The following is a 17416-nucleotide window of genomic DNA, read 5'->3' on the forward strand; positions in this document are numbered from 1 at the left end:
TGCTGGTAAAACAAATTAGTTAGCAGCTTGCAAAATACGATAAACCAGTACGGCCGCCTCAGCGCGCGTTGCGCTTCCGCCAGGCATAAAGCTGCCGTTTCCGTAGCCTTTTAATAATCCCGCTTCGCTTAATTGATGAACGGCTTCCTTGGCGTAAGAGGAGATGGAAGCCTCATCGGCATACTTGGCTGCCGGGATTCCGGTACTTGGCTTCAATCCAAAAGCATTAGCCGCATTCCAGATCATAGCCGCCATCTCTTCCCGGGTAATCGTAAGGTTCACGCCAAAACTACCGTCCATATAACCTTTCACAATTCCTAGCTTCTCGGCAGATGCCACTTCATGCTCATACCAAGCCCCTTGCTTCACGTCTTTAAAGGACGACACAGCACTCGGCTGCTGCAAATCGAAAGTACGGATCAGCATCGTGATAAATTCAGCTCTGGTGACCTTGTTCTGAGGGGCGAAATGCCCCTTTTGCGGGCCATTGACAATTTGACGCGCGGACAATCCGTCGATCGCCTCTTGTGCCCATTTGACCGATCCTACATCCGTAAAGGATGGCGATGATGACGTAATGGCATATTGGCTGAAATGCGGCGGATAAAAGACCAGCATGCCGGACAGGCCGTCATAACGCGAGTTTTTAACCGGCTCCAGTTTGCCGCCTTCGCCTACATAAGAAGCAATAACCGTGCCCCGTTTTTGACCGGACTGCAGGCTGTACGGAATTTCCACTTTCACAGAATGATATCCGTTAAACGTATGAATGGCCGTCCCGTCTACCAACAGGTTGAAGTCATAGACAAGCTTGCCTGCGCTGTCCGAAGCGGCAAGCATGCTGACTTGCAGCTTAATCGTCTGATCATTGGCATGAAGTCCGGCAATTGCGTCTGTCGACAACGTCAACGTAAAGAAAGGCATTACGATTCGAATCTGGTTAATCCCCTGCTTCTTGGCTTCCCGTACGGATGCAGCCGGAATATCGAGATCAAGAGAATCGAACTTGTCCGTTGAGGCAGCTGTCTCTATGGAGATAACATCCGTCTTGTCTTTCACAGCACCTTGGATAGCATCACTTATGGTTTGCGCCTTAAGATGCAAAGCGGCATGCGTTCCCTCCATGCTCGGAACGGCTTGAATAGTCCCGCCCTTCACGGTTGGATCATTGTCTTTTGCCGGTGCCGTTGTGCCAGGTACGGAAGGTACTGCCGGATCCGCCGTTAAGGTTCTGATTTGGACCGGTCCAAGCGCATCCGACACGGTGCCTTCTCCGTCCATCGCTACAATGCGATAGGAATACTCCGTGTCCGGCTTTAGCCCCGTAACCGTGAACTGACGCACGGCATTGCCGTCAACGGTTGCAATTGGAGCCGCGACCCCGTCTTGATAAACTTCATAACGCGATACGCCGAAATCGTCTGCAGCGTTTGCCCAATACAACTTCACGCTTATTGCTCCGCGTTCCGTGTAATAGAGCTTCGCGGTCTTCGGCCAAGAAGGCGCCGTTGTATCCGGGATCGTCGAGATCGCAGGCTGGCTGGCCGATTGGCCGTTATCCCAGACGTACACCTTCACGATATGGCCATCTACGCTTGCCGGCAGCTTTAATTCGGCTCCCAGAACAGCCTTGCCGCTTCCTTTCAAACTTGCCGTTGTTTTGACCAGCTTAACGGGCTTCGCTTGACTGTCTTCGAGCGCAGCGACCAGATTCACTTGCTGCGCAATGCTCGTATTGTTCTGTACAGAAGTCTCGACCTTGACGGTCTGGCCGCCGACCAGGGAGCTAATCGGTTGGCCGGAGCCGTTCTTGTAGCTGATGCCGGTTACTTCAGTCAGATTGCGGACGCTGAAATCCTGCGGAGATGAATATTGCTCTCTTCCTTGACTATCGATGGCTTTGGCAACCACGTAATAGTCTCCAGGCGTATCGGCGTCAAGCTGAATCGAATAAGGTGCTGTCGTATCCTCTCCCAGCTTCAGCTCTCCGTCAAAGAACTCTACCTTAGCGATCGAGCTGCCGGTTGCCGCCGTTGCCTCGGCTTGAATGCCAACGTTTGCTCCCGTCTGGTAAACCCGTCCGGCTTGAACCGCGTTTGGCAGCTCATGATCCGATTGAATGTCTGAGACGTTTACTTCCGGAAGTCCGGCAGGCTGACCATACACGAATCCGCGGCCTTCAAGCGACAGATATACGCGGTCCTTGTAGCGCATGTCGGCTTCGATGCTGTTCGTCCCCCCGAAGGAATGACGGCCATCCGTGATTTTATGCCAGCTCTTCGCATTGTCTTTGGATACGTACACGCCGGAAGTGCTGTCGCCGTTTGCGATACCGTACAGGTAAATATAAGGCTGGTCCGGACTGTCGCCTTTGCCGAATGCTACGTCTACGGCTGCTTGAACGTTAGGCACTTCAATAAAATCAGATACAGAAGCATCCGTGGAACGATACAGCTTCGAATATTGGCCTGCATGGTCATCGCCGAAATCGCCTTGCTTGGAAGCCAGGAATACGTCGCCTTCCTTGGCCGGATTAACCTTGACCTTCACGAATGGAAGAGCAGCAAAGTTTACCTTATGTTCGGGATTGGACGCGGTGTAATCTTCGTCGCCCTGCGCCTCAAAGCCGGTATACGTCTTCTTCCACGTTTTGCCGCCGTCTTCACTCATATAGAATTGGGCGATTTTCGAATCCTTTTCCGTGAACATGTAAAATTTGCTGCCGTTCACTTTATCGGATGCCAGATTCTGCGTAGAGCTCCACCAGTAGCTGTTGCGCTCATACAAATGACCAAATGTCTGGCTTTCAATGCCAATCGAATCCTTCCAGGTTATGCCGCCGTCTTCGCTGTATTTCATGTAGCCGTTATACGGCGACCAGATCAAGCTGCTTGGCGTTGTCGAAGACATGGCAATCATTCCGCCAGTAGTCTCGAGGTCTGACGGTGTGGCGGATTCCTCCCAAGTGCGCCCGCCGTCATGCGTTGTCCCGTAGAAATTGAACGGTGCGCCGTTCCATAAAGCGAACTGATGATAGCCCATATAAGCCATCTCGTTCGGATTCTGATAGCTGTAATCCAGCCCCGACATTTGAGTCAAGTTAATGCCCCACATCGGCGGGCCGTCATAACGCTGGCCCATCAACCTGGTATCCGGCACCGTATTCCGGTCCCGAACCGAGAATCCGGCGGAGTCCGCCGAACCGACATGCACGTCAAAACCTCCGGCAAGAGGAGGTACTTTGGCGATGTAGCCTACCAATTCTTCAACTCCGTGCATGTTGGCATCGGCAACCGGCGTATTCGTATTAATGCCGCGGATCTTCAAGATGCCAAACCCCGTTGAAGTCCATGCCGTTGTTGGATCGAGCGGATCGACAACAAGCGGCGCGCGCTCATGGTTCGACCACCATTCCGGATAATACTCCGGCTCCGTCCCTTTGTGCTCCTGCTTCAGGGTCCAGGTCAAGCCCGCATCCGAGCTGACGTACATCCACGCGTTGCCCGCATCGGAATCGCCGGCTTGCGCGTAGATAAGCGAAGCGTTGGACGGATCGATATCGATGCCGACAACCGTCTTTTGCACGATTTCACTGTGATCATTGGAATCAAACACCTTGGTAAGCGCCGAATCCGTGCGTTCCGCCCGCAGAATGGTCTGTCCGCTAGTTAAAAGCAAGATACCATTCGCATTTACCGCGGCGCGGAAGAAATGATTGGAGTCGCTGCCTGTTGGCCCGCTCAGCTTCGCGAAGCTTGCGCCGCCGTTAGTTGTCTTGTAAACGCTGTCTTCGTAGACGCCGACATAGAAAATCTTGGTATCGCCCGATGCCGTCGTACCCGAATTTTTATCGAATGCGACAAACGAAAATCCGCCGCAGCCCGCTTGGTCCTGGCAGGTTGGCGTATTGGGCAGACCGCCAGCCAGCTTGGACCATGCGTTATTCCCTTTCTTCGACCACAATCCGTCGCCGCGCGAGGCGAAATAAACGCTTCCGGAACGGTTCGGGTCAACCGCCAGCCGCTCTCCCGTTTCCGAGCGGAGCGCGTCGTTGCCTCCCATGTAAATATCGTTCTTTCCCATGCCCGTAGCTACCCAAGTCTCGCCGCGATTATGGGAAACGTAAATTTCTCCGCCTTCGCCACTCGCGCCATTAACGGCCATGTACACATCATCCGCGGCACCCGGATCAATCGCTATGCTCTCCACGGAATAGCCATGGCGATTAGCCAGGCTAAGCCAATCCGATAACGGCTCCCAGCGGTCTTCATCGCGTACATAACGGTACGCGCCGCCAACGTCAGTCTTCGCATACATCAGATAAGGGGCCGTCTTTTGCGCAACAAGACCGGTTACCCAGCCCATGCCCTGCAGATTTACGCTATTCCAATCCCATGGCTGCTCCGTTTCTGCGGCAGGCGATGCTTGAACGCTTGGCGTTCCAACAAAACCTATTCCTTGCATGAGCAATACGGCCGCAAACACGGCGCTCAACCACTTCTTGTTTCTTCTCATGGTCTAACCCTCCATTCTTTCCCGTTAAGACGGATCGGCGGCAACTACCGGCGAATAGGCAGATGATTGCTCAGGCTTTAACGCGTAAGCATAAATGCGGTATCCGGCTGATTCCTCCGGAACGATAAATCCAGCATGCACAACGGAGGATTCGGAAGCGGACACTTCCGCGCGGACCGTTGAGCGATCCACAACCTCGCCGGAAGCGTCCCGCAGTTCAACAACGTACACAGCTTCCAGATTCATGAAAGACTCGTTCATAAATTGCACGGATACATCCTTATAATTGATCCCCGCATAAGGAAGATCCGCCGTGCCATCGGTTATCTTAATCGAATCAACCGCAACATAATCAGCCGGTTTCGGCAGCGGGACGACCGCATCGGAGGTAAGAAGCTGAACATCATCCAGATAACCGATCCAGTTCTCTGACGAATCTCCTTCAACGGACCAAGTGATCTCCGCTTTCTGAGGAACGGTCGCCCCGGCTCCGGGAGTGAAAGTCACTTCGTATTGACCAGGTACGGTTGTCGTTTCGATTACCGTTGATTTGATTAGATCATTTCCTTCGTTTCCTGCAATGTTCACGTTCACATCGGCCGGCGTGGATCCTCTCATGGAGAATCTAAGCGTATAGCTTTGTCCGATCGCAACATCCGCCCCATCCAGCTTCACTACTGCCTGGCCTTGGCCAGCCCCGATCGTTATTTTCCCACGCCCATTTTCATTGGCTAATCCAGCACCGGTCCCCGATACGGTCCAATGATCCAAACCGCTAGTGAAATCGCCATTCCGGACATGATTGTTCACGAACGGCAACGGCTGCATCCTTACGTTATCGATATAAGTCGTTGTAGCCGTGGACCAGAAAATATGGCCGATCGACAAACGGTCGATCTTGTCCACGTCGCCCAGGAATGGAATATTTTGTCGCTTCAGCTCTCCGTTCAAGTAAATATCATAGGTATGCGTTGGGACATGAACGATCAGTTTGTAGTCGCGCCATTCGTTTGTATTGAAGTCCCCATCCACAATGCGGTGTCCGGGTGCTTCCGTGCTATCGAAGTTCTCGCCGACCATATTGAACCGCAAGCCCCAAGCTTCAACAAGCGACAAGGCATCCTGGCCGGAGGTGCTGTCCCAGAGCCGGACGATCGATACGGCGCTTTGATCCGTATTTTTCATGCGGTATTCAAAAGTGAAGTTTCCGCTCTGCGGGTCAAACGATTTCGTAAGACCGTTAGGGGAGTTTTGCAAATCATGCTTCATCTTAAGCAGCTTGCCGCCATCCTGGGAAACGACCTCATAGGAGCCTTCGTCAGGATTGGTGCCGTTTGGAGTCCAGCCTTCCGGAAGTCCGCCAATCTCCGTAGTCTCGAAGTTCTCGTTAACGGCCGCGGGCTGAACAAGCCTAAAATGTACGATATAGCGATCCGAGCCTCCGCTATCGGACACGGTAATATCCGCTTGTCCAGGCAAGCTTTGCGCTTGTTCAATCGCTACCTGATTGCCGTCTTGCGCCGTTGCCGTGACTGCCGGAACGGCCGTCGTGCCAACAGCTAGATCATAATAGTAAGTGTGTGTAGCGGGATCAAAATCAGGAATAGCCGTATCATCGATTAGAAGCCCGGATAAAGAATGGGGAGCAGCAGGCGTTTCAGGCTCTTCTCCCGAATCCCCGTCCGAAACCTCGCTTAAAGTGAAATCATCCAGGTAAACCTGATCTGCGCCTTCGCTCCAAACGGATACGAATTGCGTGCCCCACTCCTCAGCCATATCAGCAGGTGTCTCGAACGTAATCTCCTTGTAAGTGAAATCCGCATCGCCCGGACCAAACTGGAAAGAGCCGTAAGCTTGGGAAGAAGCGTCTCCTGGCCTCTTATAATTAACCATGACCGTAGCGGTCTGCGTACCTGTACCCGTTCCCGCCGTTTTGCCCCATACGCCAAGCTTGTACGTCTTTCCTGGCTGGAGAGTAACTACTTGACGGCCTCCATTATTCAAAAGCACTTGAAGGCTCGCATTCCCCGCGTGTGCGGTATCGCCTGAAGCCGTAAAGCCTTGGCCCCATGCCTGCCAATTCGTTATTCCGTCCTCCATACCCGGATTAAGAAGCAGCGTATTGACTGGAGGCTGCGGCGAAGTGCCTGTGCCGCCTTCTCCTGGATCTTCACCCCCGGGCGTACCGCCCAAGGTTGGACGGATGGAGATCTGCTTCAAGGAAAACGCCGTCATATTGCCGCCAAATGGAATTTGCAGCGTTGCGCTTTCCAAATCTTCGGACGGCGTAAAGGTCACGGAGTAATGGTGCTCCTCACCAAGCGTCAAGGTCTGCTGAGACAGGACGATGTTGTTGCCGCCATTTCCGCTTGCCCTGAGCCAAATTTCGATGCCCCGTTCTTCCAGCGCCTTGGCGTCAAAGGAAAACGTATATTCCACGTCTTTGGCAAGCGCGCCCGTTGTCTGCCCTAGAGATTGCGCCCACATGTCATCTTGAACCAAGGGCGTGAAGGTTGCCCAACCGTTTGCCGTTTCAAACGAGGTTTTTCCCGTATCCAGCCACCAATCCGCAAGCCCCTGCGCGAAATCGCCGTTATGGACAATTTCGCCGCTACCTTCTGCCATGGCCTTGTTGGAAACGCTTCCTAAACTTTGAACAAATAGTACGGCCGTTACGACTAGCATAAATAATCTTTTCCTGCGTCTCGACACGTGTACCTCCCCCTTTCAATTCCAAAAACACTCCTATTGTAAGCGGTTGCAAATTGATGCGATTATTCGGCAACTCCTCCCCTTTTATTGGATATTTCCTTTCGTGTAAGAGTGTATATGATCCGGCCGAAAATTGGAGTGGGAGAAGAGAATGATCAGGGTAGGAAGGATTGATGGGAACGGTTAAAAGAAGGGCTGAAAGTCCGGGGTCTAGTCCACCGAAACGGCGATCCTTCCCCCTACGGTAATCTCAATTTCCTACCTGCCTTAAGGCTCGGGCAGAAGGAAAGGCGCCTCCAATGGCCGAAGGCGCCTTTCCTCATCCCTATTTCTTATTGCTTATTTCTTGTTTCTCTCGTCCAGCCATAGAATCGAGGTTACGCCTCGCGGATAATACCGGCTTCCTTTTACGATGCCTTCATGGGTCTGGTCGCTCCACGCCCAATAAGCATTTTGCGGATCCTTAAGCCAAGATACGTGGGCGTGATCAGCCGCAGTATGCTGCTCCGGTTGAATAACGCCAAGTACCTTTCTGGCAACATACTGGTTCAAATAAATTTTGCTGGACCAGGAATTTATGCTCGTTGACGATAACTGCCATCCGCCGTCCGAGAAAAGGCATATGCCGGGTACAAGGATGTTCTCCAAATGCTTCTTCAAGGCGCTTAAGTAACCCGCATACGGGCTTTCCTTGCCATAGACATCAAACAAACCTGCTGCATACGGATATACGAGACCTTCAACGGCAGGAATGATGCGGGATACGCTCTTTCCATCCAATATGGCGGGAATCGTACCGTCTTTCTCCACTCCCGAAGCTACGGTTGACGCGCAGCGGCAAGCCTGTTCAGCCGCAAGTCCGGCAAGCTCCGCTTCTCCTTCTTCTTCAAACCGGTGAGCTAGCAAAACATAGACCGCCCAGCATTTGCTCGCAATGTAGATATTCCGGCGGGATTGTCCAAGCGAGACGTCCAAGCTGTCGTAGGTCGTAATTTCCGCGCCGCCATTCGTCCGGCTGCTCTCCAGATCCATCAGGCCGTCTCTTTGTTCAGCCTGATGATGATCGCGGTTCAGCATGCTGGTGAAGCAGCTCTTAATGAGCGGCATCTTGCTTGCCAGCCAAGCACGGTCTTGCGTCTTCTCCGCATAAATCAGCGCGCATAACAGCCAATTCGTCAGTTGCTCCTGTGTCATGTACGAGAAGCAATCCTCGATCTCCGATATTTCATAGGCCGAATATTGCGGTCTTGAAAAGACGTTTGCCACTCCCATATCATGCGTAAAGCTGATGCCGCCTTCATATTTGCGTAGGCTGCCGTATTCTTGAACTTCATCCGTATAGCTATAACGTTCGGCGAACAAATCCAGCACGTTGCGAACCGTCCAAGGGTTCATTTTCATCTCGAAAAATAATTGGTCCACGGTCAAATCAAGAGTATTGATCATGCGATATTCGCCTTCGTTGACGATCCATACCGGCTTTCCCTGTACATCGAGCAATTCCGTGCTGCCGTAATAGCTGTGAACGGAATGGCGAATCAGGAATTTCTGATCCTCCGAGAGGCCAACTTCATCCATCTCATCTTCCAATTGTCCGGAAGCGGCAAGAACAGAATCGAATCGTTCTAGAGCATAACGAGCAACTGATTCAATCGAATCAAACAGCTTCGAATAGTAATATGATCCTTGCAGTCCGGAAGTTACGATGCCAGCCTGGTAGAAGCAAATGGCATATCGGACCGTCACCTTCTCGCCGGCCGGCACTTCGGTCAATAAGGCCCCACATGATCCGAGACCAAACGTATGATGGGCTTTCGAACGGGGCTTTAGAATGCTCTCCATATCAAATCCTAGGGAGGAATACGTCTCCTTATTCTCGGTCACGATCGCAGTCCGGAGCCCTTGGCCAACTCCGATATATCCTGCGGTCATGGTATCGTCGATTCTTCTCATGTTAGAATACGGATCATTGCCTTGGTATCCGAAGAATATCGTCCTAGCCTTGTCTCCGCTCGTATTGTCCAGAGTCAATTCCGCCCACACCGCCGGCACCAAAGCCGCCTTAAGCTCTTCCGCCTCTGCCAGCTCCGGATCGGGTACCGGCTGAATTTGCGTCAAAATGCGGAAGCTCAAATCTCCGGCGCGCCATACATCGGTTGCGGCTTTATAGTCCCGCGTAATCGCGTCTAAAGGGAAAGCTTTAAGAATAGCAGATTCCGCTTCAGCCTCCCCCCCGGATTGGACGTAACGTTGTCTTTCGTTATCGCTTCCCGCATAAAACGGAAGCAGTTCATAATGGCCGCCGTCTAGGCTGGAGCAGCCAATATATATATTTTGGTCAGCTGGTTTGCCCAGCTCGAGACCAAATCCTCCGTTTGCACCCGGATATCCTAACGTAAAGCTGGCAAACGCACCTAACGGGGAATGCTGTGCATTAAAGAAGATCGATTCGTGGTTGGCTTTCATAGTTACTCCACCTTCATTTATTAATTAATCTCTCCTATTATAAGAAGTCACAGAGTCCCGCAGAGAGGGACAACTGATTGCGCAAGGTAGCAAAAGAAGACGCAAACCGATGAATTCGGCTTGCATCTTCTCTGACGATCAATCTTATTTTCTCTTATCCACTTCGGCTTGAACCTCTTGCGTGATCTTGTCGCCGCCTTGCGCTTTCCATTGGGATACGAACGTATCAAACGAATCAAGCGGCTGTGTGCCAAGAATAATTTTCAGGTAAGCTTGCTTTTGCAGCGACTGCAAATCTGCCCACGACTTCGTCATTGTTTCGGTTTGGCCGCCATACACGTTAGGCGTCACCACGATATTGCTCTCGTTGTCGGTTACAACTTTCATCGCATTGTTGTAAGCGAGGTAACCAATGCGGTTGGCAATCGCCGTATTCAATTCTTCATCTGTAGGTTTGCCCTTCACCACGTTCTCGAGCGGATTGCTGATTTCTGCTTGAAGCTGCTTCAAACCATCCACTTCCGTTGGGAGAAGAATGCTTTCGTCGGCTTTGCCTGCCAGAATGTCGTTGTATTTCTTTTGCTGGTTGTAGATCAATGCCGGGTCATTAACGCTCAAATCCACGTATTGCGCATGCGCGGCTACGGATACCGTGCCTGCCTTTTGATACTCCTCGCTTACCGGTACCAGTTCAGGAATTGTTTTGTCCTGGAATTCAGTCGAGAGGTTGATCAATTGAATAAGGAGCTCCGGATGCGCAAAGCCTTTTTTCACGACCATGTAACCGCCTGGGCTAGGGTTCGAGCCCACATTCAGCTTTCCGTCGGAACTAAGGAGCGCATAAGCCTTCCAGTCCGCGTTCGGATTATTGTGAATCGTGTTGCCGAGCGGATAATACGGAGCATACCAAGCTTCAAACACCATGCCCGCGCGGCCGGAGCTTACGTCTTCCGTTGTTTTGCCGCCGTCTTTCAGACCATATTCTTTATCGAGAGAACCTTCTTTGTACATATCGCGCAATACGGAAAGAGCTGCTTTTGCCTCCGGTTGAATGCCGCCGTATTTCACGGTGCCGTCTTCCCCTTGTTCCCAAGTTGCAGGGAAAGCATTCATTGCCCAATAGATCGCATCAAGCGTATGCAAATCGAATTGCGTGCTGTACATGCTGTTGCTTTGCGCCACTAAGCCCAATGTATCGTTTTTGCCATTGCCGTCCGGATCTTGAGTTGTGAACGCTTTCGAAATGGTGCGGATATCGTCAATCGTTTTTGGTTCCGGCAGGTTAAGCTTTTTGCGCCAATCTTCGCGCACCCATACAAGCATCGGCTGTTCTTTTTCCATGCCGTAAGGAATAGCCATCATCTTGCCGCCAAAGTTAACGGTATCAAAAGCATATTTATTAGCCGCATAACGGTCTTTAACCTTTTGAGAAGCATATTTCTCGAAGTAAGGCGTCAGATCTTCAATCATATCGCCCTGTACCAATGTGTTTAACATGCTGACCGTTGTTTGCCCTTCAAGCGGGAAAATATCCGGAATCCGGTTGCTCGCAATGTCGAGCGACAACTTCTTCGCATATTGATCGCCATCGGAAGGGGCTGTCCATTCCAGCTTGCCTTTAACGTTCAAGGTTTTCTCTACATAATCTTGGAACGCGTTTTTCTCATAGCTTTGTCCCGCCGGGAACTTTGGATCCTGGTTGATGCTTTTTACAGCCGTATAATTCACGACGTCTTTGTAAGGCGCCATTGGATTAAAGGCCGCATCTGGACTTGCACTTGCATCCGTGTTGGTACTCGCCGTGGCACCTGTGTTGTTTGAATTCTTTGTAGCGCTTTCATTTGAGTTATTCGAGCAGGCTACCATGGAGAACATCAAGCAAGATGCAAAAACAACGGATAATGCTTTTTTGCTGCGCTTCATTTCTTATTTCCCCCTTAACAAGTGTCTTTCAAACAAGTTTATTGTACCAACCCATAGGGAAATAGCCGTCAGACGACTGGACGCAGCTTGGTAGAGAATAGGCGGATATTCATTTGTTAATGTAAGCATTTTCATTCATTCTTCCACCCTGTTCGCTCAAAATTCCAATATCTTTAGTCCTACTTAGATTATCGAGAAAAAACGACAGCCGTCAACAAAAAAATAACCTCTGAATCATCAGAGGTTATCGTTAAGCAATTGTCTGACATGGATTAAGCTCTTCATCACTTCATCGGACGGATCATGATCCATCGGCTCATGCTCAATGGTCAAAGCGCCTTGATAGTGGATAGCTTTCAGGTGACTTATGACGTCCGCGATCGGAACGATGCCTTGTCCAAGCTCGCAAGAATCATGTTCTCCTGCTGCCGCTACATCCTTGAGATGAACATGTACAAGATGATCCTTCAGCTCCCATACGGCTTTAACCGGATCGTAACCTTGCGTGGCGAACCAGCCCGTGTCTAGCGTTGAGCCTATCCACGGCGCGAAGCCTTCTATCTGGCTTAATACTTCCTGCGCGTTTTTCTCCGGGTGATTCTCAATGCCGTACTTGATGCCATACTGCTTGCCCAGCTCATAGATGACCGGGGCGTTTGAAGCATGAAAGCCGTTTGCAAGCACGGGCGCGCCGATGGCTTTGGCCGTTTCATATACTTTCTTGATCTCTTCCTTGCCTGTATGCGGCGTGCGGAAGGAAGGCGTATAGGATACGACTTCCAGCTCGTAACGCTCCAACAGACCTACCGCCGTTTTGATCATTTCCGGCGTAGCCTGAAGAGGATCCAGATGCGCAACCCATAATTCCAAAGCATTAAATCCCAGCCGCTTGATCCGATAGAGCAGTTGTTCGAATTCATAAGCGAAGGAAGCGCTGTGGAACTTGCGGAAGGTTTCTTCCTGATAGGCCCCCCATTCCAGGCCTGGACGATATTGCAAAGCTTCAGCCACATAATTGGCTGTCATGAACGCCAGCTTCATCCCTCTACACCTCCCAGGTCTACCAGAGCAAGCTTGCCTTCACGCGCCGATTCATAAACCGCTTCGATAATTGCCATGTTCACGAAACCGCTGTAAGCATTTGTTATTGGTTCTGCGTTCTGCTGAATGCAATCTGTAAAATGGCGGATCATGAGCGAGCGCGGGTCTTCCGCGCCTGGAGAAGGCGAAATGTCTATATCGCCCGTCCGGTTGAATTGTTCCAGAAGGAATTTGCCGGAATCTCCTTGAATGGCCACTCCTCCCTCCGAGCCCATCAGATGCAGGAACGAACCATTATTCTCGGCAACCGTGTGAGCGGCCCAGCTCGCTTCCAGCTGCAAAGTTGCGCCGTTATCGAACCGGATCATCGCGGAAGCCAAATCCTCTACGTCAAAGCTGCCGTTCCAATTAGGCGTTCCCCAGGTCCCGATTCCTTTCTTCTTCTCGCCAAACTCCGAATAAGCAGCGGCGAAGACGGAAACCGGTTTGGGATTGCCCATCAAATAGATGGCCAGATCCAGCATATGAACGCCAACGTCGATAAGCGGTCCGCCGCCCGATAGCTTCTGCTGGGTGAACCAGGAGCCCCAGCCCGGAATGTTTTTTCTGCGGAACCAGCCGGTTTTGGCGTAATAGATCTGACCAAGAGCTCCTTTTTCCGACTGTTCCTTAACGGCCAAGGAAGCCGCATCCCAGCGCAATTGATGCGGGATCATGACCACTTTGCCGGATTCTTTTTGCGCTTTCACGATATTTCTGGCGCTTGCCGAATCAATGGCAAGCGGCTTCTCAATCAGGACATGCTTTCCTTCCCGCAAAGCTTGGATGACCAACGCTTCATGAAAGAGATTAGGCACGGCGATAACGACCGCGTCAATCTGCTTGTCTTGCAGCAACGCGTCAATGCTCTCGTGAACGGTTGCGATTCGATATTGCTCCGCTACCAGGCGGGCTGCCGCGAGCTGCACGTCCGCAATAGCCGCAACCTCCGTATCCGGTTGCTGCTGGAAGTAAGAAGCATGTACTTTGCCAATTGTACCGGCTCCAATGATGCCTACTCTTATTTTATGATTCACCTTGCATCCTCCTCTATCGTTCAACTACTCTTTGACGGAACCCATCATAATGCCATGAATGAAGTAACGCTGCAGAAATGGATAAATGGCAATAATCGGAACAAGCGACAGGATGATTTTTGCTGCATTAAGCGTCTTGTTGGAGACAAGGCTTGCTTCAATAATTTCTTGGCTTGTCATGCGCGACGGGTCAATCTGGATAAAGATGGACTGCAAATACGTTTGCAGCGGCATCATTCCGGGGTCGCGGATGAAGAGCAAGCCATTCAGATATTCGTTCCATGTCCCTACGATGGTAAAGAGGGAAACGGTTGCAAGCACCGGCATCGAGAGCGGGAGGAAAATATGAAACAGCATTTGCCAAGGGTTTGCCCCGTCAATGCCCGCGGATTCTTCCAGCTCCCTAGGAATGCTTCTGAAGAAATTGATAACAAGAATCGTGTTGTACACATTGACGATTCCAGGCAGAACAAGCGCAGCCATTTTGTCAAACAACCCTAAATCGTTGACGATCATGTAGAAAGGAACAAGACCTCCGCTGAATAACATACAGAAGATTAGAAGCCACATAAACGGGTTCCGCAGCGGGAACTGTCTTGTATCTCGCGACAACGGGAACGCGAGCAATAGCGTGACAAGAAAACTACCGGCCGTTGTATAGACAACCCGTTCAACCGATACCCATGCCGCTTTGAAGAACGCAGCATCCTTAAAGATGCTTACATAAGATTGGAACGTAATGTCCCGCGGAAAGATGGAGACCAGCCCCGCCTCTGCTTTGGCCTGCGCACTAAGCGAGACGGATAACGTATGAAGCATGGGCGCAATGGATAGCAGCATGACGATAAGCATAAGCAGATACACCATGTAATCAAATGCCGATTTTGATTTCTTCTTCCGAATGGAAGCTATCATTCGTTGTCCCTCCCTCTAAAAGATGCGATAGCCCGCAAATTTCGATGCCAGTTTGTAAGCCGTAGCGATCAAGAGCAAGCTGATGACGGATTTAAACAATCCGACGGCTGTACCCAATTCGTAGTTGACCTGTTCAAAGCCGATGCGATACACGTACGTATCGATGATATCGCCCGTAGGTTCAACAACCGGGTTATACAAGTTGAAGACTTGGTCAAATCCGGCGTTCAGAACGCCTTGAAGACTTAATGTCGCGAGCAGAATGACCGTTGTTGTAATACCCGGAAGGCTGATGTATCTGATTTTCTGCATGCGGGTAGCCCCGTCAATATCCGCGGCTTCATAAAGAGATGGATTAATATTCGTAAGAGCAGCCAGGTAGACGATTGCCGAGAACCCAAACTCTTTCCATACGTCGGTCACGACGAGAATCGGACGGAACCAGGTGTTGCTGCCGAGAAACAGAATCGGGTCGTGCACGCCAAGATGACCGAGCATGACGTTAATCAGACCGTTCGCGCCCAAAATATCTTTAATGATTCCCGCGATAATAACCCAGGATAAGAAATGCGGGAGATACACGATCGTTTGCACCACTCGCTTGAAGAACATATGTCTGACTTCGTTCAGGAAGAGAGCGAATACAACAGGGACAATGAGACCCGTCACCATCTTGGAAATGGAAATAATCAACGTATTGCGTATCGCTTGCCAGCTTGCCTGGTTATGAAACATGTAACTGAAGTTCTCAAACCCGACTAAAGGAGAATGCCACATCCCTTTACCCGGATTAAAATGCTGGAATGCCATAATAATGCCGAACATGGGCGCAATGCTGAACACGGCAAGCAAAGCAAGGCCAGGAATCAGCATGAGCAAGTAGTGATAGCTGTTTTTGGATAATCGCATGGGTCCCCCTCATTTCCCTGTCATTTTTAGAAATGGGCGCTAACTGCCGTTTGCGCCCATTTCTCTAGTCTTATTTGCGTTTGTCTAGCTCGGCCTGTACTTCTTGCGTAATTTGGCTGCCGCCTTGCGCATTCCATTGTTTCACGAAGGTGTCAAAGGAATCGATCGGCTGGGAGCCGATAATGATCTTCAGATAAGCTTGCTTCTGAAGCGATTGCAGATCCGCCCAGGATTTAACCATCGTAGGGGTCTGTCCGGCAAAAGCGTTTGGCGTAACTACAATATTGCCCTCGTTATCAATGACGGTTTTCATGGCATTGTTATAGGCCAGGAATCCGATCCGGTTGGCAATAGCCGTACCCAAAGCTTCCTTCGTCGGATTGCTTTTCAGCACATTTTCAAGCGGATTTTTCATTTCCACTTCAATTTGTTCAAAGCTTGAGATTTCCGTTGGAAGCAATATCGATTTGTCTGCCTTGCCAGCCATGATGTCATCGTATTTCTTCTGTTGGTTGTAGATCATGGCAGGCTCAACTACGGCAAGGTCCACGTATTGCGGATGCTGGGCAACGGATACCGTTCCGGCTTGCTCGTACTTCTCGTACGCATCCTGAAGCTCCGGAATCGTCTTGTCCTTGAATTCAGTCGAAAGATTGATTAATTTCATAAGCAATTCCGGATGCTTAAAGCCCTTCTTCACAACCAGATAACCCGCCGGACTAGGATTTGAGCCCACATTCAGCTTCCCGTCGGCACTTAATAGCGGATACGCCTTCCAATCCGCGTTTGGATTGTTTTGCAGCGTGTTGCCAAGCGGATAATAAGGAGCATACCAAGCTTCAAATACCATGCCCGCTCGGCCGGAGCTCACGTCCTCCGTTGTTTTGCCGCCGTCCTTCAGACCGTATTCTTTATCCAGCGAGCCTTCCTTGTACATATCGCGCAGGACGGATAACGCGGCTTTGGCTTCCGGTTGAATGCCGCCGTACTTCACCTTGCCATCTTTGCCTTGAATCCAAGTCGCAGGGAATGCGTTCATCGCCCAATAAATAGAATCTAGCGTATGGAGGTCAAAAGCCGGGCTGTACATGCTGCTGCTTTGCGCAACGAGACCCAACGTATCTTGTTTGCCGTTGCCGTCCGGATCTTGGGTTGCGAAAGCTTTGGATATCGTCCGAACATCATCAATTGTCTTCGGTTCCGGCAAATTCAATTTCTTGCGCCAGTCTTCCCTAACCCAGACCAGCATGGGCTGTTCTTTTTCCATCCCGTATGGAATAGCCATCATTTTGCCGCCGAAATTCACGGTATTGAAAGCATATGGATTCTGAGCGTAACGATCCTTCACGGTTTGCGATGCGTATTTCTCGTAGTAAGGCGTTACGTCCTCGATCATATCCCCTTCCACCAGCGTGTTCAGCATGCTGACAATGTTCTGGCCTTCAATGGCAAAGATGTCGGGAATGCGATTGCTCGCGATATCAAGAGACAGTTTCTTCGGGTATTGATCACCGTCGGACGGTGCCGTCCAGAGCAGCTTCCCTTTTACGTTTAGCGTCTTCTCCACATAATCCTGGAAGCTGTTCTTCTCGTAGCTTTCGCCCGCCGGGAACTTAGGATCCTGGTTGACGCTGCGGACAACGGTATAATCAACCGTCTCCTTGTAAGGAGCCATTGGATCCGCATTGTCGTCTACTACCGGGTTGTTCTTGTTCTCAGAGTTGCTTGATTCGTTCTTGCTCGAACTCGAACATGCCGCCGTTGCCATGATCATGCTGCATGCGATTACGACTGAGAGTATTTTCTTGCTGCGTTTCACTTTCGTCTTGCCCCTTTCGATGCTGTCCTTTCGTTCTTGC

At 50.8% G+C, this 17416-nt stretch carries 9 protein-coding genes; all 9 read right to left on the minus strand.

What is annotated here, in order from left to right:
* Positions 1–15: 15 nt before the first annotated feature.
* The gene (locus PGL01S_RS03575; protein ID WP_127491457.1) at positions 16–4515 is read right to left on the minus strand and encodes an S-layer homology domain-containing protein; all 4500 of its coding nucleotides are present in this window, start codon (positions 4513–4515) and stop codon (positions 16–18) included.
* 24 nt (positions 4516–4539) lie between these two features.
* The gene (locus tag PGL01S_RS03580; RefSeq protein WP_127491459.1) at positions 4540–7227 is read right to left on the minus strand and encodes a carbohydrate binding domain-containing protein; all 2688 of its coding nucleotides are present in this window, start codon (positions 7225–7227) and stop codon (positions 4540–4542) included.
* Between the two features lie 339 nt (positions 7228–7566).
* Positions 7567–9693 carry a glycoside hydrolase family 52 protein gene (locus PGL01S_RS03585; RefSeq protein WP_127491461.1) on the minus strand — a complete coding sequence of 709 codons (2127 nt, stop codon included), beginning with the start codon at positions 9691–9693 and terminating at the stop codon, positions 7567–7569.
* Between the two features lie 144 nt (positions 9694–9837).
* Entirely contained in the window at positions 9838–11616 is a 1779-nt protein-coding gene (locus PGL01S_RS03590; RefSeq protein WP_127491463.1) for a type 2 periplasmic-binding domain-containing protein, read from the minus strand.
* A gap of 237 nt (positions 11617–11853) precedes the next feature.
* Positions 11854–12657, minus strand: a complete 804-nt coding sequence (locus PGL01S_RS03595) for a sugar phosphate isomerase/epimerase family protein (RefSeq protein WP_127491465.1) — start codon at positions 12655–12657, stop codon at positions 11854–11856.
* Positions 12654–13733, minus strand: a complete 1080-nt coding sequence (locus PGL01S_RS03600) for a Gfo/Idh/MocA family protein (protein WP_127491467.1) — start codon at positions 13731–13733, stop codon at positions 12654–12656. Before PGL01S_RS03600 ends, PGL01S_RS03595 begins: the two co-directional genes overlap by 4 nt.
* A gap of 24 nt (positions 13734–13757) precedes the next feature.
* Entirely contained in the window at positions 13758–14648 is an 891-nt protein-coding gene (locus tag PGL01S_RS03605) for a carbohydrate ABC transporter permease (protein ID WP_127491469.1), read from the minus strand.
* 15 nt (positions 14649–14663) lie between these two features.
* Entirely contained in the window at positions 14664–15557 is an 894-nt protein-coding gene (locus PGL01S_RS03610) for an ABC transporter permease (RefSeq protein ID WP_127491471.1), read from the minus strand.
* A 70-nt stretch (positions 15558–15627) separates the two neighbouring features.
* Positions 15628–17376 (minus strand): type 2 periplasmic-binding domain-containing protein, encoded by a 1749-nt coding sequence (locus PGL01S_RS03615; RefSeq protein WP_127491473.1) that lies wholly within the window; start codon positions 17374–17376, stop codon positions 15628–15630.
* Between the last annotated feature and the right edge of the window lie 40 nt (positions 17377–17416).

This window comes from Paenibacillus glycanilyticus NBRC 16618, from assembly GCF_004000805.1.
GTDB classification, from domain to species: Bacteria; Bacillota; Bacilli; order Paenibacillales; family Paenibacillaceae; genus Pristimantibacillus; species Pristimantibacillus glycanilyticus.

Excerpts from the sequence above, each read along its gene's own strand:
- PGL01S_RS03575 (WP_127491457.1), bottom strand. The coding sequence starts at position 4,515 with ATGAGAAGAAACAAGAAGTGGTTGAGCGCCGTGTTTGCGGCCGTATTG.
- PGL01S_RS03585 (WP_127491461.1), bottom strand. The coding sequence starts at position 9,693 with ATGAAAGCCAACCACGAATCGATCTTCTTTAATGCACAGCATTCCCCG.
- PGL01S_RS03590 (WP_127491463.1), bottom strand. The coding sequence starts at position 11,616 with ATGAAGCGCAGCAAAAAAGCATTATCCGTTGTTTTTGCATCTTGCTTG.
- PGL01S_RS03595 (WP_127491465.1), bottom strand. The coding sequence starts at position 12,657 with ATGAAGCTGGCGTTCATGACAGCCAATTATGTGGCTGAAGCTTTGCAA.
- PGL01S_RS03605 (WP_127491469.1), bottom strand. The coding sequence starts at position 14,648 with ATGATAGCTTCCATTCGGAAGAAGAAATCAAAATCGGCATTTGATTAC.
- PGL01S_RS03610 (WP_127491471.1), bottom strand. The coding sequence starts at position 15,557 with ATGCGATTATCCAAAAACAGCTATCACTACTTGCTCATGCTGATTCCT.